Below are 18404 nucleotides of genomic sequence, written 5' to 3'. Positions count from 1 at the left end.
GGGGGCCGTTTGGGCCCCCGAATCTGTTCAAGCGGGTGGATTAAGAATAGCGTCAATCTGCGCCGCAGTGAGCGACAGACCGAAAAAGTCCCGATAAAAACTTCTCGTCTCTTCCCGCATGTCAATGTCGGCAAAACGTGCCGGGTAAAGCGTTTTCGCCAACCATAAAAACTGCAGCGCCTCTTCGCTGGTCTCGCGACACCACCAGAACATCCCCTTGGGATTGACCACGACCCGATGCCGCAAAACGGCATCGATGCCCTGCCATTGCGCGGACGTGCGTATCTCTTCGGCATCGCGCCTGTTCATCGCCACGATCACCTGCGGATTGGCGGCCACGATCTGCTCCAACGCCACTTCGCCCGCCCCCTCTTTTTTCAGACCAAACCACGTTTCCGCCACGTTGGCGGCGCCGGCCAGATCCATCCAATCCTGGTTAAGCGACGGTCGCCCTGAGGTGGTCAGCGGATTGCCCATGCTGTGATAAACGCGAATGCGCTGCCCTGGCGGTAAATCCTTCAGTCGCTCGGCGACGCGCGCCACATTACGAGAAAAATAGCGCTCGTAAGCCAACGCTTTTTCCTGTGCATCCGGCCCCAGCGCGGCCCCCGTTTTTAACACTCGCGCGCGCAGAGCCGCCATCGAATTGGCTTTAAACGCCAATACGCGCACCCCAGCCCGTTCGAGTAAATCCAATTGCGGCACTTTCATGCTGTCAGGCACAAACAGCAGCCGAGTGCCAAGCGCGATGATTTGTTCCGGATTCAACGCTTGCCCACTATTCACACTCACCACCGGAACGGCGTCAATGCGCGGCAGGCTTTGGCGAAACAGCGGGATCTGTTTCGCGACATTCGAGGTGCCGACGATGTTATCGCCATAACCCAGCATCGCGATGATGGCGTTTTGCGCGGGCCACGGCGAGGCAATGCGCATTTCGCTCGCAGGTGATGCAGCCCACAAATCGCCGTGCAACAACACGCCAACCAACAGTGCCCATGCAGACAACGATGCGATCCTCATAGCGCCCTCAGAAGTCAAACGTGACAGATGCGCGCACTTCACGGCCATTGCCGAGAAAGGCGCTCGACGAACCGCCATTACCATCCGTGCCCGAGGGGAAAATAGAGGCCCAGTAATGTTCGTTAGTGACGTTATTGACCGCCAGCCGCCAGGTCGCAGGCACGGAATGAATGCGGGTGACGTAGCGGGCCCCCAAGTCCAGCGTGGTGTAACTGTCAGCCCAGGCGCTGTTGGTGTCGTTCGCCGCTCGCTTGCCGGTATAGTGCACGTTGGCGCTATAGACCCATTGCGGCATCGACGGCAGGCTGTACTCCACCAGCATATTGGCCTGCACCTTCGGCACACCGACCACGCGTTTGCCGCGCGTGCTGTCGGAAACCGTCTCTTTCAGTTGCGGATCGAGCAGCGTGACGCCGCCAAACAGGCTCAGCCCGTCACCCACGCGCCCGGCGGCCGTCAGCTCAAGGCCATTGTTCACCTGTTCGCCTTGCTCCTTGTACACCCGGTCTTCGGCGTCAACATAAGCGAACGGCCGCTTGAGGCGGAACAGCGCGGCGCCGAGGTTCATCTCCCCGACGTCGGCTTTCAGGCCAATCTCATATTGCCGACTGCGATAGGGCTTGAGCGTCTGCCCTTCGTTCTTCACGCCTTCCCCCAACGGGGCCGTACCGCCTTGCTCCAGCGAGTCGGCATAGCTGACATAGGCCATCAGCGTCGGGGTAATTTTGTACATCAACGCCGCATTCGGGCTCAAACCCTGTTGATTGTCCTCTTCGATTTTCTTGCCGTCGGCGCCGTAGTTGCGCGTTTGCAACCAGCTTTCGCTTAAATAGAGCATCGCCGACCACTGCGGATTGAAGGTCAGCGTATCGCCGAACGTCACGCTCTGCTGGCTGTTCTCGCTGGATTTATAGCGTGCGCCGTTCTTGGGGATTTTTCCGTCGCCCGGCTCATGCAGCGCCGACGGATGGTACATATTGTCGATGCCCAAATCGTAGCGCCGGCTGGCCCCCTTGCCGCTGTAGATAGACCAGACGTAGCCCGTCGTGGCGAGCGTCAACTCATGCCCCACCGAACCGGTATCGACATGGCCGTTCAGCGCCAGCGTATTGCTCAACACCCGAAATCGCCCCGAAGCGCTGGAGTCGCTCATCGACCGTTTGATATCGCCGCTGCCGTTTAGCAGAGTGCTGGATACCGAACGCATGGCACGATCCGCCTGTTGCCACCCTATGCCGCCCGTGACTGACCAATCGTCATTGAAGTAATGAACCAGGCGCGTGCTGAGGGTGTCGGTGGTTAAATCGTTGCCCGCCGTCTCGAGCGCCAGGTGTTTATTTTGCGGATTAGGGGCGGAGGGCAACGGAACATTCGGCCCATAGCTGAAGCCGCCGGGGTAGCCCTTTTGCAGGAATTCGTAATGGCTGGCGTCCAGCTGCAGCTGCGTGCCCGGCTTGATATTCCAGTCGAACGCCACGGCCAACAGCCGACGGCGCAAGGTACTGTCGTCAACGCTGCCTTCACCCTCTTCGTTGAGGGCATTGATGCGATAGCCAAACGTATTGTCGTCGTCGAGATGGCCGCCGAGATCGACGTGGCCGCTAAAGGCGCTGCGGCTCTGATACCCGAGCGTCACCTCGCGTAACGGTTGCGGCGTCGGGCGTTTAGCCACAAAGTTGAACTGCCCGGCCGGGCTCGCAGGGCCATACAACGCGCCGGTCAGGCTGTTGAGCACATCCAGCCGTTCCAGCATTTCAACGGGAAAGGCCGTGGTGGAGACAATGTTCAACCCATCCAGGCGGCTATTCGCCACTACGCTGCCCTGCATGCCGCGGCTTTGAGGCCGCCCGACGTCCATGCCGCCGCGAGCCTGCATCTGCGTGCTCGGTGAATATTTCAGCAATTCGGCGACGCTTTTCGCCTGCTGATTTTTGATCATCGGTTGGGTCACGGTGGTAGAAGAATAAGGCGTATCGATCCACGCCCTGGTGCCCAGCGGCCCAAGTTCAATCTCCGGCGTTTTAAAACCGGCGCCGGATGCGCTTTTCGTCGCGGGGGATAACGCGCTGCCGGTGACGGTCAACACCTCGTCACGATCGGCCTGCGCCGCAGCGGTATAAGGAAAGAGTGAGGCAAACAGCGGCATCAGCGCCGCCAGTGGATTTCGGTAAGTCATGACGTCCATATCGTTATATAAGTATTTATATTGCGAATTTTACGGCATGTGCCCCCATATGGCGATGCCGATCGTCGAGTCTTTAAATTATTTAATCTTTTGCCATTCAGAGTCCGGATGGATTTCCCGTTGATGGCACAAATAAAAATCCCCCGGCCAATGACCGAGGGATTCGGAAAACGCGATGGGCCACAGCCCGTCAGCCGGCCTTAGAAGCTCAGGCCGACACCGACATAAGGGCCATCGGCCAGCGTATTGTCGCGACGCCCGTCTTTGCCTTCCATTTGCATGTAACGGTAGCCCACGTCCACGCTCAGCGGACGGAACTTCCAGCGCAGGCCGCCGCTGGCTTCGTTATAGGCTTTCACGCCGCTGGTGAAAGAGTCAGGCGCAAAGTACCCTTCGCCATGCAGGCTGAAGTAACGGTTGATTTCCCACTCCAGGCCGCCGCCCAGCGCCACCGCCCCGCCGCTCTTCCCGTCTTTCGGGCTGAGGTACAGCGCTTTGGCGCCCACGGTCGCCGTCAACGGCCCCAGCGGCACGCCGAAGTTCAACCCCAGGCTGCCGACGTTGCCGTCGTGGTCGCTGCGCGCCCAGTTGCCGGTCAGGCCCAGGCCTGAAGAGCCGGTGCTCATGCCGACGCCCAGGTTGGTGTAGTGCTGCCCGGCTTCGCCCGACACGCTGATGGCGTTCGCCGCGCCGGTCACAAACAGCAATCCTGCCGCGCACGCGACCCAAGTCTTTTTCATCATCTTTCCCTCTGGTTTGTCATCCGTACCGAATGATCGAATCAACGCATAATAATAACGTCACGAGTCTATACCAAAGCGCAATGAGTATTTAAGGGATAAAAGCGAAAAAATTCTTCAATAATCAAATAAATGTAAATATTTGCAAACAAGATTCTATATTCGTCAAGGCGATGCCAACGATAACCGAGACCTATTTGCCGCCGCGCGCCAATAGGGCTACAACTAGTAGTGGCTTTGACCAAGGTCAGGGGAAGAAGCCCCGCCAAAGGACTATGCTGATGAACGCTTAAACCGCCCGAGTCTTTACTTAACTGCACTACGATAAGGAGCAAGTGATGAGCAAGAAAGGACTGACCACCGCAGCCGGCGCCCCGGTTGTCGATAACAATAACGTGATCACCGCAGGCAAACGCGGCCCGATGCTGTTGCAGGACGTGTGGTTCCTGGAAAAACTGGCCCACTTCGACCGTGAGGTTATCCCCGAGCGCCGCATGCACGCCAAAGGATCCGGTGCCTACGGCACCTTTACCGTTACCCACGACATCACCCGCTATACGCGCGCCAAGATCTTCTCCGAGGTCGGCAAACAGACCGACATGTTTATCCGCTTCTCCACCGTCGCCGGTGAGCGCGGCGCCGCCGACGCCGAGCGCGACATTCGCGGCTTCGCCATGAAGTTCTATACCGAAGAAGGCAACTGGGATTTAGTGGGCAACGATACGCCGGTGTTCTATCTGCGCGATCCGCTGAAGTTCCCCGATCTCAACCACGTGGTGAAACGCGATCCGCATACCAACCTGCGCAACCCCGTCTACAAGTGGGACTTCTTCTCCCATCTGCCGGAATCGCTGCACCAGCTGACCATCGACTTCAGCGATCGCGGCATTCCGAAATCCTACCGTCACATGCACGGTTTCGGCAGCCACACCTTCAGCTTTATCAATGCCGCCAACGAACGTTTCTGGGTGAAATTCCACTTCCGCTGCGAGCAAGGCATTGAAAACCTGATGGATGAAGAAGCGGAAGCGATCATCGCCAAGGATCGCGAAAGCTCACAGCGCGATCTGTTCGACGCGATCAAACGCGGCGACTTCCCGCGCTGGAAGCTGCAAATTCAGATCATGCCGGAACACGAAGCCTCGCAGACGCCATATAACCCGTTCGATCTGACCAAGGTGTGGCCGCACGGCGACTATCCGCTGATCGACGTCGGTTATTTCGAGCTGAACCGCAACCCCGACAACTACTTCTCAGAGGTTGAGCAGGTAGCGATGAACCCCGCCAACGTGGTGCCGGGCATCAGTTTCTCGCCGGATAAAATGCTGCAGGGCCGTCTGTTCTCCTATGGCGATGCGCACCGTTATCGCCTGGGCGTCAACCACCACCAGATCCCGGTGAACGGCGCCAAATGCCCGTTCCACAACTACCATCGCGACGGCGCGATGCGCGTGGACGGCAACAGCGGCAACGGCGCCACCTACGAACCGAACAGCTTCGGCCTGTTCCAGGAGCAGCCGGACTTCAGCGAGCCACCGCTGAGCATTGAGGGCGCGGCCGACCACTGGAATCATCGTGAAGACGACGATTACTACAGCCAGCCGCGCGCGCTGTTCAACCTGCTGAGCGCCGAAGAGCACCAGCGCATGTTCACCCGCATCGCCGGCGAACTATCGCAGGTGCCGGAACACATCCAGCGCCGTCAGGTCGAGCTATTCACCAAGGTGCACCCGGACTACGGCGCCGGCGTCGCCAAGGCGCTGGGGCTGAAATAACCCCCTGCGGCCATCCGCTCAGCCGCCCTTTCGGGCGGCTTTTTTATGCCTGAGAGAGACGCTGCGTCACCCACTGCTGCAACTGGCGGCGCGAAATCTTGATGCCGCCGTTTTTCAGCTCCTCAGGCAGCGGGAGCAACGCCGCCGGGCGTTGGAAATTGGCCAGCTTATCCTGCGACCAGGCGAGCAACGCCGCCAGCGACAGCGACGGTTCGCCGTCGATCACCGCCACCGGCCGCTGGCCGAACTCGGCGTCCGCCACCGGCACCACAAACGCCTGCGTGATCTGCGGATGCGCCGCCAGCACGCGTTCGATATCCTCCGGCTGCACCCCTTCACCGCCGCTGAAAAACAGGTTGTCCAACCGGCCGAGAATACGCAGTTCCCCCTCGGCCATCGCGCCGCGATCGCGGGTCGCAAACCAGCCCTGTTCATCGGCCAGCGGCTGCAGATGCCCATGACGCCAGTAGCCGAGCGCCAGGCTGTCGGCCCGGATCCAGACTTCTTCGTCCACCAGTTTGATCTCGCGGCCGCCGAGCGGCAGGCCAACGCCCGGCCGCGCATCGGCGCGCTTGGCGCACACCGTGGAAGCCAGTTCGGTCAAGCCGTAGCCGCACCAGCAGCGGATCCCCGCCGCCTCCGCCCGTTCGGTCAGCGCCACCGGGATCATTGCGCCGCCGAGCAGCACCTCTTTCAGCGTCGTGCCCGTCAGCGGTTGCGCCAGCAGCCGCCAGAGCTGTGTCGGCACCAGCGAGGCATGCGTGCAGCCCACTAATGCCTCGGCCAGCGGATGCATTTCGCGCACTGCCAGCCGCGCACCCGCCGCCAGCCAGCGCCAGACGATGCCCTGGCCGGAGACGTGAAACAGCGGCAGTGACAGCAGCCAGCAATCCTCGCGCTGAAAATCCATCAACCGCAACACCCCGTCGGCGCTGGCCAGATGGTTGGCGTAGCTGTGTGCGGCCGCTTTAGGCATGCCGCTAGAGCCCGAGGTCAGCGTCAGCGTCGCCAGACGCCGCACATCCCACCTCGGCAGGTTCGGCCAGCGCGGCTCGGTCGAGGGCGGCGTCAATCGAATCACCTCTGCCGGCAGCGTCGGCAACGGATCCGGGCCGAAGGCAAAGGTGATGTCTAATTCGGGTAACAGCTGCGTCAGCAGCGGCGTCGGCAAGGCGGGATTGAGCGGCAACAGGCGCGCGCCGCATTGCAGCAGCGCCAGGTAGGCCAACAGCAGTGGATAGCTGTTTTTGCCGCACAGCGCCACGCCGCAGCCGGGCTCCACGCCCTGGTGCTGAAAATCCGCCGCCAGCTCATCCACCTGGCCTTGCAACGCCAGCCAGCTCAGCGGCTGTTCGCCGAGCAGCAGGGCCGTCGCCTGCGGCTGAAGGCGCGCCCAGTGTCGCCACGGCCAATCGCTTAACGGCGCCATAAGCACTCCAGCGCCGAAATATCCAGCAGCGGCAATGCGCTGCCTGGCCAAGGCCGCAGCACCTGCGCCTGCATCAGCCCCAGCGTATCCAGCCCCGGCACGGTGTCCGGCGTCAGCCAGCGGGCGATGCGCGCCAGCTGGATTAACCCCAGGCTGGACTCGATGCTGGAACTGATCACCGCCGTCAGCCCCGCCGCATGCGCCTGCGCCACCAGCGCCTGGCAGCGCGCCAGGCTGCCGACCAGCGTCGGCTTGATCACGATGGCTGCCACGCCCGGCTCGGCCTGCACCACAAAGTCCGCCTCACGCACGCTCTCATCCCAGGCGATGGCAATGCCGGTCGCCCGGGCGAAATCGCGCGATTCATCACGAGTTTTGCAGGGCTCTTCCAAAAAGGCGATGCGATCGCGCCACGCCGGGTTGACGTATTTGGCGAAACCGTCGGCTTTGGCGCGGGTCCAGCTGCGGTTGGCATCCAGCCGCAGCCGCAGATCCGGCAGCGCCTCCAGCAGCACGTTGACGATCATGCCGTCGCGCACCGCTTCATACAGCCCCACCTTCACTTTCGCGACTTTCTCGCCCGGCAAGGCGCTCAATATCTCGAACAGCTCGTCCGGATCGCCGGTGCACAGCGGCGCCTTGCGAAAATCCGCCTGCGTCGGCAAGCGCTGCTCCAGCTCGGCCTGCGCGCAGCTAATCCCAAAGGCCACCGAGGGCAGCGTGCTGTCATCCGGTTCGTTGCCCGCCAACCAGGCCTGCAGCCAGTCCAACGCGGCCTGTTCGGCCTGCGCCAACGTTTCCTGGCTGAATTCCGGCAGCGGCGCGATCTCGCCCCAGCCTTCACGCTCGCCCTGACGCAGCTGCACCACCCATCCGTCACGCGTTTTCAACCGCTGATTGCGCAGCACCACGCCCGCCTCCATCGGCAGGCTGTAACGGTAAAGCGCCGCGCTGCGGTTTACCCCGCTCATTACGGGTTACGCTTGAATTTGCTGAAGTCCGGCTGACGCTTCTCGTTGAACGCGTTGCGCCCTTCTTGCCCTTCGTCGGTCATGTAGAACAGCATGGTGGCGTTGCCCGCCAGCTCCTGCAAACCGGCCTGGCCGTCGCAGTCGGCGTTCAGCGCCGCCTTCAGGCAGCGCAGCGCCATCGGGCTGTTCTGCAGCATTTCTCGGCACCAGCGCACCGTCTCTTTTTCCAGATCGGCCAGCGGCACCACGGTATTGACCAGGCCCATGTCCAACGCGGCAGCGGCATCGTACTGGCGGCACAGGAACCAGATTTCGCGCGCCTTCTTCTGGCCGACGATGCGCGCCATGTAAGACGCACCCCAGCCGCCGTCGAACGAGCCCACTTTCGGGCCGGTCTGGCCGAAGATGGCGTTATCCGCCGCGATGGTCAGATCGCACATCATGTGCAGCACGTGGCCGCCGCCGATCGAATAACCGGCCACCATCGCCACCACCGGTTTTGGACAGGTGCGGATCTGGCGCTGGAAGTCCAGCACGTTGAGGTGATGCACGCCGCTGTCGTCGCGATAGCCACCGTAGTCGCCGCGCACTTTCTGATCGCCGCCGGAGCAGAAGGCCTTATCGCCGGCGCCGGTCAGAATAATGACGCCGATGCCGTCGTCGTAACGGGCGTTGGCCAGCGCGTCGATCATCTCTTTAACCGTTTGCGGGCGAAACGCATTGCGCACCTGCGGCCGGTTAATGGTGATTTTGGCGATGCCGTCGGCGGACTTGTGATACAGAATGTCTTCGAAATCGCCGGTGCAATCCTGCCAGGCGATGGCGGCATACAGCTGTTCTTCATTCGGATAAAGCATGTTCGGTTCCTTTAACCAGGGTTAACGAGAAAGGTCTGCAGCTCGGCGACGAAATCCTGCGGATTGGCCAGATGCGCGTTGTGCCCGGCCTGCGGCACGATGCGCAACGGCAACCCGGCGTCGCGCGCCAGCCGTTGAAATTTGGGGTCGTTCTCACCGCACAGCACCTGCAGCGGCACGCTCAGTTGGCGCAGCTGCGGCGCCAGATAGGGCTGCCGCCCGAGCGACGTGGCTTCGAGCATGTCGGCGATCGCCGGGCCGCTGTTGACCGAGCGTGCGGCGATCAGCGCCTGGCGGTGCACGTGGCTAAGCTCTTTGAACACCGGCTGCTGATACCAGTCCGCCAGGACCTCGGCGATCGGCTCACTGCGAAAACGCGCCGCCCACAGCGCATCCTGTTCGCAGCGCCGGCGGCACTGCTCTTCGTCCTCCAGCCCCGGGTTGCCGCCCTCGACGATCACCCCCTGCAGGCCGGCATGGCGGCCGTGGCAGGCGTGATACATGGCGATGCGCCCGCCGAGCGAGTAGCCCACCAGCCAATAGCGTTCGATATTGCGCAGCTGCAGCGTGGCGGCAATCTGCGCGCTGATGTCGTCGAAGCCGCGGCAGCTCACCGCCACGGAATCGCCGTGGCCGGGCAGATCGATGGCCAGCGACGGCCATTCCGGGCAGCGTGCGGCGATCACCCGCCATTCATTGTTGTTGCCGAGCAGGCCATGCAGCCACACCAGCCACGGGCGGCCCGCTTCGCCCTGTTGCAAAATTCGCGTCGCCAGCATCATTGCACCGCCATCTGTTGCACCAGGTATTGCAGGCTTTCGGCCCCCGCGCTCGGCGGCACCTGCAGTTCGATAAGCGTGGCACCGCTGCGCCGCCAGCCTTGTTCAACCGCCTGTTGCAGCTGGCTCCAGTTCTCCGGCCGCGCGTAACCCAGCTGGAACATCGCCGCCGCGTGGCTGAACTCGACGTTCTGCGGCATGCAGTAAAAGCGCTGACGATCCTCTTCCGGCGTCGGCAGCAGCGAGAAAATTTGGCCGCCGTTGTTGTTGACGACGATCAGCACCGTCGGCGCCGAGCTCTGGCGCAGCAGCGCCAGCGCATTGAGGTCATACAGAGCGGAAAGATCGCCCACCACCGCCAACGTCGGCCTGGCGGTTGCGCGCTGCACGCCGGCGGCGGTGGAGATCAGGCCGTCGATGCCGCTGGCGCCGCGGTTGCTGAATACCGGGTAGGCGACGGGCAATGGCGTTAACGCGTCGATCAGTCGCACCACCAGGCTGTTGCCGAGAAACAGCTGGCCGTTCTCCGGCAGCAGTTCCGGCAGGCGATGCGCCAGCTGCGCTTCGCCAAAGTTATCGTGCAGATGCGTGGATGCCGCCGTCAGCGCCTTATCCGCCAGCGCGGCCAGCCCGGCGGCCCACGGCGCGCGCGGCTGTGCCGGGTGCTGCGCCAACCACTGCGCCACGCTGGCGCGCAGTCGCCGCCCCCGGTGCTGGGCCGGATCGAGCCGCCCCGGCAGCTCGTCGATGACCCAATACTCTTCCGGCCGGCACTGCGCCTGCCACTGCAGCAGGCGTTTGCCGGTCAGGCTGCCGCCGAACTGCACCACCAGTTGCGCATCTTGCAGTACGCGCTGCGCCTGCGGGTGAGCGAGCCACAAATCGGCGCAGGGCAGCGGTTGCCCGGTCTGCGACAGCACGTCGCCGATCAGCGGCCAGCCCAGCGTTGCGGCCCATTCGGCCACCTGAGCGCCCTCTTGCGCGCTCATGCGCCCGGCCAGCACCACGCCGCGTTTCTGCCGCCAGAAGAACCAGTCCGGCTGCGGCAATGGCGCCGCATGCGTCTCGCTTTCCTGCAGCCACGGACGATCGCTCTGCCACCAGTCGCCCAGCGCGGCGGACCAATCGGCATAGTGACGTTCGTCGCCGCCGTACAGCGGCTCGGCGAACGGGCAGTTGATGTGCAAAGCGCCGTGCTGCAGGCGCGCCATCGCGCTGTCGACGCTGGAGGCCAGCCACGCGGCCGGAATATCCGGCGTAGGGCGCGGCAGATCGATCGCCAGCGTCGGGTGGCTGCTGTAGAGGCCGCTTTGACGGATCGCCTGATTGGCGCCGCAGTCGATCAGTTCCGGCGGCCGATCGGCGGTGAGAAACACCAGCCGCTCACCGGTCAGGCCGGCTTCGATCAACGCGGGATAAAGGTTCGCCGCCGCGGTGCCGGACGTGACAATCACCGCCACCGGCTCACGCGCCGCCTTCGCCAGCCCAAGCGCCAGATGGCCGAGCCCGCGCTCATCAAAATGGGTATGACAGATAAACGATCGGTTGGCCGCAGCGGCCAGCGTCAGCGGCGTGGAGCGCGATCCCGGAGCGATACAAACATGCCGCACCCCATGGCGGGCCAGCGCCTCGAGCAGCACAGCCGCCCACCGGCGATTAAAAACACTTGTCGACATAGTTCGCTCACAAGTCAGTTAGCAGAGATCGTCTCCGGCGCAGCCGACGGACGCCGCGCCTGTAGTTACGCTCTGTATTATATGAGGTGTTATTTTCACGGCTTTTGCGCCAGCGCAAGAACGCCGTATATCCCTGGGTGTTTACACCAGATAATTATTTGATTTAGAACAAAAAATAAACAATAAAGACACAAATACTTTACACTTGCGGCGGCGCCGGCTCAATCCGTCCATACAAAAACAAGGGAAATAGAGGCTCTCCGACGACGGCTAGCGGGAAGTATAGGCGGGATAAGGGAAAGCCAGCGGGGAAACAGCGAGATGAACAACACAGTCTGCAGAAAAGCACGAGGCGGCCTGCGCCGCCCCGATGCCGTCATTATTTACGGGCCAGCAGCAGCCCCAGCACCAGCCCAACGGTGGCGCCGATACCTACGCTGTGCCAGGGTTTATCCCGCACGTAGTCGTCGGTGCGATGTACCGCTTCTTTGGCGCGCGCGTAGTAGGATTCACCGGTGTTCGCCCAGCGCGCCTTGACCTCACTCAGCGCCTGCTCGGCGTGCGACTTGATGTCGACGTAAGCCTGATCCGCGCGATCGCCGGTGTATTGCAGCACTTCTTCCAGCGTCTCGGTCAGCATTCTCAGATCGTCATCCAGCGTAGTTTGCTCAGCATCCGTATGTCTTGCCATCGTGAGATCTCCGTGGTTGAAAAATTAAGCGTTCCTACACTATAGACAAGGATCGCCGCCTGCGGCCATCGGACTTTTACCCTAAAACACCAATTGCACCTTGGCGGCCTGGCGCTTATCGCCGGCAAACTCCAGCGCCTGCGCCAGCTGCCCGCTGGCGAACTCCGCCGACAGCAACGGCAGCGGATCGACCACGCCGTCGGCCAGCCACGCCACCGCCAGCGCAAACTCCGCCACGAAGCGGAAGGATCCGAGCAGGTTCAACTCCTTGGCGATCAACAACATCAGCGGGAAATCGGGAAAGCTGCCACCCATGCCCACCTGCACCACGGTGCCTTTGGCGCGGGTGATCTCCAGACAGCGCTGCAGCGACTGCGGATGCCCCGCCACTTCGAAGGCGACGTCGAAATACCCCTTGCCCTGCTGATAATCGCTAACATCGTCGTCCGCGGCATGCAGGCACCGATCGGCCCCCATTTGCCTGGCGATCGCCAGGCAGCGCGGGCTGAGATCGGCACAGACAATCTCGGCGGCGCCCAGCGCTTTCAGCGCCGCCACCAACAGGCAGCCGATCGGGCCGACGCCGGACACGAAGACCTTTTTTCCCGTCACGTCGCCGGGCTGCTTCGCTGCGTGGATCGCCACCGCCAGCGGTTCGGCGAACACCATCACCCTGTCGTCGCGATCGGCGCCGTAAGGGACACACTGCGCGCTATCCACCACTTTGTATTGGGTAAAAGCGCCGTCAACGTGCGGAAAATACATCGCGCTGCCGAAAAAACGCATCTCGACGCATTGATTGCTTTGCTGCGCCAGACAGTATTTGCACTGCCCGCAGGGTTTGCTGGGATTGAGCGCCACCTTCTGCCCGACCGGCAGCCGCGGTGAATCGCTGGCGACCACCTCGCCGATCACCTCATGGCCCAGCACCATCGGCTGACGCACCTGAAAATTGCCGACCTTGCCTTCCTGAAAGTAATGCAGATCCGAGCCGCAGATACCGCCGCGGCTGATTTTCACCAGCGTTCCCTGCCCCCGGTAATCCACTTCTTGCGCGATCACCGCCACGTCTCGTTTGCCATTGACCACGCAGGACTGAGTTTGAATTTTCATCTCAAGACTCCACGAAAAAAGGTTACACCGCCGCCGACATGCCGCCATCGACAAACAGCAGCTGCCCGTTGACGAAGGCGGAGGCGTCGGCGGCCAGGAACACCGCCGCGCCGATCAGCTCCTGCGGATCGCCCCAGCGCGCGGCGGGTGTGCGTTGGGTCAGCCAGGCGGTGAAGGCCGGATCGTCGGCCAGCGCCTGCGTCATCTCGGTTTTGAAATAGCCTGGGGCAATGCCGTTGACCTGAATGTTGTAGCGTGCCAGCTCCACGCACATGCCGCGCGTCAGCATTTTCACCGCCCCCTTGGACGCCGCATAAGGGGTGATGGTGTCCCGCCCCAGCTCGCTTTGCATCGAGCCGATGTTGACTATCTTGCCGCGCCGGCGCGGCACCATGTAACGCGCCACGGTTTGCGACACGATGAAGACCGCCTTCTGGTTGACGGCGATGATGTCGTCCCAGTCTTGCTCCGGAAACTCGGTGAACGGGTGGCGGCGCTGGATGCCGGCGTTGTTGATCAAGACGTCAATCGCGCCGATATCCGCTTCGATACGGTCGATGGCGGCCTGCACCGCCTGGGAATCGGTGACGTCGAACGCCGCCGCATCGGCACGCAGGCCCTCTTCGCGCAGGCGCTCGGCGGCGTGCCGGGCATGTTCTTCGGTGGTGGCGTTGACCAGAATATGTGCGCCTTGCTGCGCCAGGCCGCGCGCCAGCAGAAAACCGATGCCGCGCGAGGCGCCGGTGATCAAGACGATTTTGTTATCCAGTGAAAACAGATTGTTCATGGTGATTCCCGGCCATCAGGCCTCCAATCGGACAGGCCTCTATCTCAGCCGATTGTTACCGGTAAAAACGTGATGGAAATCACTGAAAATCATGTTACGAAACCCTGTTACCCTTAACGTGATCTCACGCAGGCAGCACGCGGGTAAAAATCAGCTATCCGATTGAAAAATGGCTATTTTCAATAGAGGTGCATTCATTGTTATCGCCAAATCGATTTGTTAACATACCGCTATCCGCCCTTGCCGCGCCGCCCGTGAAGGCCACCGAATGAAACACCCCCGCGTTACGCTACAGGACATCGCACAATTGGCCGGCGTGACCAAAATGACCGTCAGCCGCTTCCTGCGCACGCCGGAAAAAGTGGCGGCCGGCACCGCCGAACGCATTGCGCAGGTCATGCGGGAGCTGAACGTCACCGGCGCCGATGCCGCACAGGCCGGCAGAAAACCGCGCCTCGGCGTGCTGATCCCCTCTTTCAACAACCAGATCTTCGCCGATCTGCTGGCCGGCATCGAATCCGTTACCCAAGCACGGGGTTACCAAACGCTGGTGATGAACTACGATTACAGCCCGCAACGGGAAGAAGAGCAGATCGCGCAGCTGTTGAGCTACCCGATCGCCGGGCTGATCCTCACCGATTCTGCGCATACCTTGCGCGCAGAGACCTACCTCGGCGCCGCCAAAATCCCCCTCGCGCAGGTGATGGATCTCGACGCGCCGCCGGGGCGGATTGCGGTGGGGTTCGATAATGAACAGGCGGGGTATGACATGACCGAAGCGCTGCTCGCCAGCGGCAAACGGCATATCGTTTACTTTGGCGCCATGTCGGACGCCCGCGACAATAAACGCTATCGGGGGTACTGCCGCGCCATGGCGGCTCAGGGGCAAATGCCGCGTCAGATCGCGCCGCATCGGGTCTCTTCGGTTTCGATCGGCGCCGACATGCTGGCGATGGCGCGCGAACGCTACCCGCAGTTCGACGGTATCCTGTGCACCAACGACGATCTGGCGGTGGGCGTGTTGCAGGCCTGTCTGCGTCTCGGCGTGCGCGTGCCGCAAGAGGTTGCGTTATCGGGATTTCACGGCCTGGATATTGGCCAGGCGACCACGCCGAGCATCGCCAGCGTGATCACGCCGCGCTTTGACATGGGGAAAACCGCCGCCGAAATGCTGCTGTTGCGGATCGCGGGCGAACCTTGCGCCGAGCGCCACGATCTGCATTACCGCCTCTCACTCGGCGGCACCGTTTGAGCCGGCATTCGGGCCCATCGGCGGCGTAGCGCGGGCTTTTTCGCTGCGCGCCGCCCACCACAAACCGCTGTTTTTCATCGCATAGCCGAACAGCAGGCCCACCAGCAGGGAAAGCGTCACCAGCGGCCAATCACCGCCGCCGGCGAAGGTCGCGCAGGCGCCGATAAAGGTGCCGGGCACGAACCCCAGCCACTGCTGTTTAGCCTGAATGCACATCAGGAATGCCACGACGCCGGTCAGCAGATACCCCAAGAGATTCCACTGCGGCGCCAGTTCGCTGCCGTGGATGATCGCCATTGCCCAGAAGACGCCGCTGCAGCAGGTCAACGCGCCGATCACCAGCCCTTTCAACCCACCCTGCGGGCAGGCGAAATACGCCGTGCAGCCGAGAAAACCGGCCCAACCGATCAGCCCCAGGCTGACGGCAACCCAGCCCCACACGCCGGAGAGGATCCCGGTAGTAACGGCAATGGCGAAAAGAACGTTCATAAAGTGACCCGCGGCAAAAAGAAAGCGCGCAGTTTACCCGAAAGCCGGTCATTTCATGTGATTAAAATCACAATATAAATGCAATTAAAGAATAATTAATTAAATAAAAGAGACTTCAATCACAAAACTATTAACGTGGGAACCCAGCACGTACCGTCATCCATGCCAACAACAGGCATACCGTGGTGCTGCTCAGGAACAGCAGATGGGTTGCCTGCTGTAGATCGACACGGTCGACCACGATCCCCAGCAAGATAGGCACCCAGTTGGCGATATAAGCGATCACGTAAAACAGCGAAAGCAAACGTGCATGGCTGGCCGGCGGCGAAATCAGGTTTACCAGGGTCGCGCTGCCAACGAAAATGGCGCCGTAAGCATAGCCGGCCACCACCAGCCCCGCAGCCGCCAGCCACAGTGAATGCCACTGGATCGCCACGGCGAATACCACCGCCGCCAGCACCTGCGCCAGGCAACCGAACAACAGCGAATGGCGGGCGTTAAGGCGGCGGCTCAGGATCTGGCTGATACCGGCGATCAACAGATAAACCGCAATCGCATAGCCAAAGACGCCTCGAGCGTGCAGGCCTAACAGCGTTTCCGCCACGCTGGGGCCGATAGCCAAAATGCTGGCGGCCAGGGCCCAACAGATAAACAGCGCCCCGGCACAGACATAGAATTTACCGCCGGTGGCGCGCAGGCCATCGAGCAGCGAGCTTTTTTCTGTCGCAGCCGGCGTAGCATGGGTCGGCGCCGTAACCACGCCACGCGGCCACGAGAACATCACGCCCAACGCAGCCACGGCGGCAATGACCATGATGAAAACGAACGGCAGCGTCGTGGGATGAAAACCGGTCTGCAAAGCGATGCCGCTGAAGATCGGGCCCAGCGCCAATCCTGTGGTAAAGGACAACGTGGCGATCAGCGCGGCGTTTTTACCGCCGTCTCGTGGCCCAAAACGCACCAACGCGATGTTTGCCGCACCGGTCAATGCCCCGGTGCCCACCCCGGCTAACAGTCGCGCCATGAGCATCATGGCAAAGGTATCAGCCCGCGCGAACAGCAGCGCACCGCTCAACACCACCAGCAATGCCGGCACGATCATGCTGCGCAAATCCTTCACTTTGCCGGACAGATTACCGACGCCGAACAAAGCGATCAGCACGCCGGCGGCGTAAGCGCCGTAAACAACGGTGAGGCTGACGGAGCTCAGCGCAAGCTGCTGCTGATACAGCGGATACAGCGGCGTCGGCGCACTGCTGTTCAGCAATGCCGACATCAGTGCCAATGCCAGGAACAATAGAATACCCATGCGCGATGCCTGCGCGTTTTTCGGCACCGTGTCCTGGATGGCGGTATTTTCTGACATGCTTTAACTCCCAAAGTCGGCAGGTGGCGGCCTGCCATCGACGTTTTTCCTCACCCGACGAGCCGGGAACGGCGCTTATCATAGCGTTACGGCGACGGGCGAAGTATCGTCAAGAATGAATCACCCTGATGCATTCTTGCATCACCGGAGAAATAACCGCCGATGTGCAGGCCGTTAACCGTCTTTGTCTCCCCCCGGACGGAACAACGCTTTATGATAGAAACCGTTATTGTTCGCCTGGCTTGGCCCGTGCCCCACGGTGCCGACAAATCTGCAGAGAGGAAATGGCATGATGAATTGGGACGACGCGCGCTTCTTTTTGGCCGTTGCGCGCTGCGGCACGCTACGCAAAGCCGCCAGCCAGCTGCATGTCGATCAGGCGACCGTCGGTCGACGGCTGTCCGCTTTCGAAGATGCGCTCGGCTCCAAGCTGTTTATCCGCACGCCGAAATCCTTCACCCTCAGCCCGCTGGGGGAGGAAATGCTGGCGGACGTGATGAAGATGGAAAATGCGGTGCAGGCGATCAACCGTAAAGCCGCCAGCGGTGACGAAAGCCTGTGCGGCAACGTGCGCATCGCCACCACCGACACCCTGGCCGAAGCCTTCGTGATGCCGGCGCTGCAAGATCTGCGGGAACGCTACCCCGCCATCACCGTCACGCTGCTGACGGCGGTCAACATCGCCGATATTTCTTACCACGGCGCAGATCTGGCGATCCGCGGCGCCCGTCCCGATGACGATGAGCTGATCATCAAACGCTTAGCCACCATCGAAATGGGTCTGTACGCCTCTCAGCACTACCTGGCGCGGCGCGGCATGCCGGTCAGGGGCGAGCAGCTGCGCGGCCACGATCTGCTGATGTTCCCGCGCGAGCTGGTGCCGCGCCACTGGAACAATTTCTGCGGCGAGGCTCTGCACGAGCCCAACGTCGTGCTGCAATGCAATTCGCAGCTGCTGCTGCGCTCCGCCACCCGCAGCGGGCTGGGCATCGGCCTGCTCTCCGCGTTTTTGGCGGACAAAGACCCGGAGCTGATGCGCCTGCTCCCGGAGAACAAAGACTGGGTGGATATCTGGCTGGTGCTGCATCCCGATTTGCAACGCGCCGCCCGCGTGCGCGCGGTGGTGCAGGCGCTGGAAACGTCGTTTAGCGCCCATTACGGCTGAGTGCCGACACGTGGAGAAACATCGCTGATGTCTCACGTATCCTTCTTCGTCCAAGATTGAAATAATAAGATATAAAGCTTATTATCTAATCACTGCACAGGACGTG

16 protein-coding genes are annotated in these 18404 nt (G+C 61.7%); 3 read left to right on the top strand and 13 right to left on the bottom strand.

The genetic code is table 11. The features are described 5' to 3' along the window. Nucleotides 1–27: 27 nt before the first annotated feature. From WCL58_RS08155 to WCL58_RS08145, 3 genes are all read right to left on the bottom strand, one after another. Nucleotides 28–1023 carry an ABC transporter substrate-binding protein gene (locus WCL58_RS08155; RefSeq protein ID WP_060439380.1) on the bottom strand — a complete coding sequence of 332 codons (996 nt, stop codon included), beginning with the start codon at nt 1021–1023 and terminating at the stop codon, nt 28–30. Between the two features lie 7 nt (nt 1024–1030). Continuing rightward, the gene (locus tag WCL58_RS08150) at nt 1031–3208 is read right to left on the bottom strand and encodes a TonB-dependent receptor (protein WP_443004962.1); all 2178 of its coding nucleotides are present in this window, start codon (nt 3206–3208) and stop codon (nt 1031–1033) included. A gap of 200 nt (nt 3209–3408) precedes the next feature. Further along, on the bottom strand, nt 3409–3948 hold the full coding sequence (locus WCL58_RS08145; RefSeq protein ID WP_180548722.1) for a YfaZ family outer membrane protein: 540 nt from the start codon (nt 3946–3948) through the stop codon (nt 3409–3411). A gap of 338 nt (nt 3949–4286) precedes the next feature. On the opposite strand from WCL58_RS08145, the gene katA reads away from it, so the two are divergent. After that, on the top strand, nt 4287–5723 hold the full coding sequence (katA, locus tag WCL58_RS08140) for a catalase KatA (protein ID WP_060420075.1): 1437 nt from the start codon (nt 4287–4289) through the stop codon (nt 5721–5723). A gap of 43 nt (nt 5724–5766) precedes the next feature. Here the strand turns inward: katA and menE are convergent, their stop codons facing one another. From menE to idnO, 8 genes are all read right to left on the bottom strand, one after another. Further along, nucleotides 5767–7152, bottom strand: coding sequence for an o-succinylbenzoate--CoA ligase (gene menE, locus WCL58_RS08135; RefSeq protein WP_180547518.1), 1386 nt, complete (start codon nt 7150–7152; stop codon nt 5767–5769). Next, a complete protein-coding gene (menC, locus tag WCL58_RS08130) occupies nt 7140–8123 on the bottom strand; it encodes an o-succinylbenzoate synthase (RefSeq protein WP_060420069.1) in 984 nt (327 codons plus the stop codon). Before menC ends, menE begins: the two co-directional genes overlap by 13 nt. Next, complete coding sequence (gene menB, locus WCL58_RS08125; protein ID WP_033635308.1) at nt 8123–8980, bottom strand: 1,4-dihydroxy-2-naphthoyl-CoA synthase; 858 nt, start codon at nt 8978–8980, stop codon at nt 8123–8125. Before menB ends, menC begins: the two co-directional genes overlap by 1 nt. 11 nt (nt 8981–8991) lie before the next feature. Beyond that, entirely contained in the window at nt 8992–9762 is a 771-nt protein-coding gene (gene menH / locus WCL58_RS08120; protein ID WP_060439372.1) for a 2-succinyl-6-hydroxy-2,4-cyclohexadiene-1-carboxylate synthase, read from the bottom strand. Then, nucleotides 9759–11435 carry a 2-succinyl-5-enolpyruvyl-6-hydroxy-3-cyclohexene-1-carboxylic-acid synthase gene (menD, locus tag WCL58_RS08115; RefSeq protein WP_187322626.1) on the bottom strand — a complete coding sequence of 559 codons (1677 nt, stop codon included), beginning with the start codon at nt 11433–11435 and terminating at the stop codon, nt 9759–9761. The genes menH and menD overlap by 4 nt, the downstream gene beginning before the upstream one ends. 379 nt (nt 11436–11814) lie before the next feature. Further along, on the bottom strand, nt 11815–12126 hold the full coding sequence (gene elaB, locus WCL58_RS08110; protein WP_025160172.1) for a stress response protein ElaB: 312 nt from the start codon (nt 12124–12126) through the stop codon (nt 11815–11817). A gap of 81 nt (nt 12127–12207) precedes the next feature. Continuing rightward, a complete protein-coding gene (gene idnD, locus WCL58_RS08105) occupies nt 12208–13239 on the bottom strand; it encodes an L-idonate 5-dehydrogenase (RefSeq protein WP_060420060.1) in 1032 nt (343 codons plus the stop codon). Between the two features lie 22 nt (nt 13240–13261). Then, nucleotides 13262–14026: a gluconate 5-dehydrogenase gene (gene idnO / locus WCL58_RS08100; protein ID WP_060439368.1), complete on the bottom strand. Its 765-nt coding sequence runs from the start codon at nt 14024–14026 to the stop codon at nt 13262–13264. Between the two features lie 268 nt (nt 14027–14294). Here idnO and WCL58_RS08095 point away from each other — a divergent pair, with 268 nt between their 5' ends. Continuing rightward, a complete protein-coding gene (locus tag WCL58_RS08095; protein WP_336850847.1) occupies nt 14295–15278 on the top strand; it encodes a LacI family DNA-binding transcriptional regulator in 984 nt (327 codons plus the stop codon). Here the strand turns inward: WCL58_RS08095 and WCL58_RS08090 are convergent. Beyond that, on the bottom strand, nt 15258–15767 hold the full coding sequence (locus WCL58_RS08090) for a DUF1097 domain-containing protein (protein WP_070915304.1): 510 nt from the start codon (nt 15765–15767) through the stop codon (nt 15258–15260). The two genes, WCL58_RS08095 and WCL58_RS08090, sit on opposite strands and share 21 nt — an antisense overlap. Nucleotides 15768–15897: 130 nt before the next feature. Continuing rightward, nucleotides 15898–17133, bottom strand: coding sequence for an MFS transporter (locus WCL58_RS08085; protein WP_060439364.1), 1236 nt, complete (start codon nt 17131–17133; stop codon nt 15898–15900). A gap of 289 nt (nt 17134–17422) precedes the next feature. Here WCL58_RS08085 and WCL58_RS08080 point away from each other — a divergent pair, with 289 nt between their 5' ends. After that, nucleotides 17423–18298 (top strand): LysR family transcriptional regulator, encoded by an 876-nt coding sequence (locus WCL58_RS08080; protein ID WP_159318310.1) that lies wholly within the window; start codon nt 17423–17425, stop codon nt 18296–18298. Nucleotides 18299–18404 lie beyond the last annotated feature (106 nt).

Origin of the sequence: Serratia sp. TMDUHS_CL, from assembly GCF_037137105.1 — a bacterium.
GTDB classification, from domain to species: domain Bacteria; phylum Pseudomonadota; class Gammaproteobacteria; order Enterobacterales; family Enterobacteriaceae; genus Serratia; species Serratia nevei.
This window is presented reverse-complemented; position numbering and strand designations above follow the sequence as displayed.

Bases quoted from the DNA above. Each gene is read 5' to 3' on its own strand.
- menH (WP_060439372.1), bottom strand. From the start codon at position 9,762: ATGATGCTGGCGACGCGAATTTTGCAACAGGGCGAAGCGGGCCGCCCG.
- WCL58_RS08095 (WP_336850847.1), top strand. From the start codon at position 14,295: ATGAAACACCCCCGCGTTACGCTACAGGACATCGCACAATTGGCCGGC.
- menE (WP_180547518.1), bottom strand. From the start codon at position 7,152: ATGGCGCCGTTAAGCGATTGGCCGTGGCGACACTGGGCGCGCCTTCAG.
- WCL58_RS08090 (WP_070915304.1), bottom strand. From the start codon at position 15,767: ATGAACGTTCTTTTCGCCATTGCCGTTACTACCGGGATCCTCTCCGGC.
- WCL58_RS08085 (WP_060439364.1), bottom strand. From the start codon at position 17,133: ATGTCAGAAAATACCGCCATCCAGGACACGGTGCCGAAAAACGCGCAG.
- menB (WP_033635308.1), bottom strand. From the start codon at position 8,980: ATGCTTTATCCGAATGAAGAACAGCTGTATGCCGCCATCGCCTGGCAG.
- WCL58_RS08155 (WP_060439380.1), bottom strand. From the start codon at position 1,023: ATGAGGATCGCATCGTTGTCTGCATGGGCACTGTTGGTTGGCGTGTTG.
- idnD (WP_060420060.1), bottom strand. From the start codon at position 13,239: ATGAAAATTCAAACTCAGTCCTGCGTGGTCAATGGCAAACGAGACGTG.
- WCL58_RS08150 (WP_443004962.1), bottom strand. From the start codon at position 3,208: ATGGACGTCATGACTTACCGAAATCCACTGGCGGCGCTGATGCCGCTG.
- katA (WP_060420075.1), top strand. From the start codon at position 4,287: ATGAGCAAGAAAGGACTGACCACCGCAGCCGGCGCCCCGGTTGTCGAT.
- idnO (WP_060439368.1), bottom strand. From the start codon at position 14,026: ATGAACAATCTGTTTTCACTGGATAACAAAATCGTCTTGATCACCGGC.
- elaB (WP_025160172.1), bottom strand. From the start codon at position 12,126: ATGGCAAGACATACGGATGCTGAGCAAACTACGCTGGATGACGATCTG.
- menD (WP_187322626.1), bottom strand. From the start codon at position 11,435: ATGTCGACAAGTGTTTTTAATCGCCGGTGGGCGGCTGTGCTGCTCGAG.
- WCL58_RS08145 (WP_180548722.1), bottom strand. From the start codon at position 3,948: ATGAAAAAGACTTGGGTCGCGTGCGCGGCAGGATTGCTGTTTGTGACC.
- WCL58_RS08080 (WP_159318310.1), top strand. From the start codon at position 17,423: ATGATGAATTGGGACGACGCGCGCTTCTTTTTGGCCGTTGCGCGCTGC.
- menC (WP_060420069.1), bottom strand. From the start codon at position 8,123: ATGAGCGGGGTAAACCGCAGCGCGGCGCTTTACCGTTACAGCCTGCCG.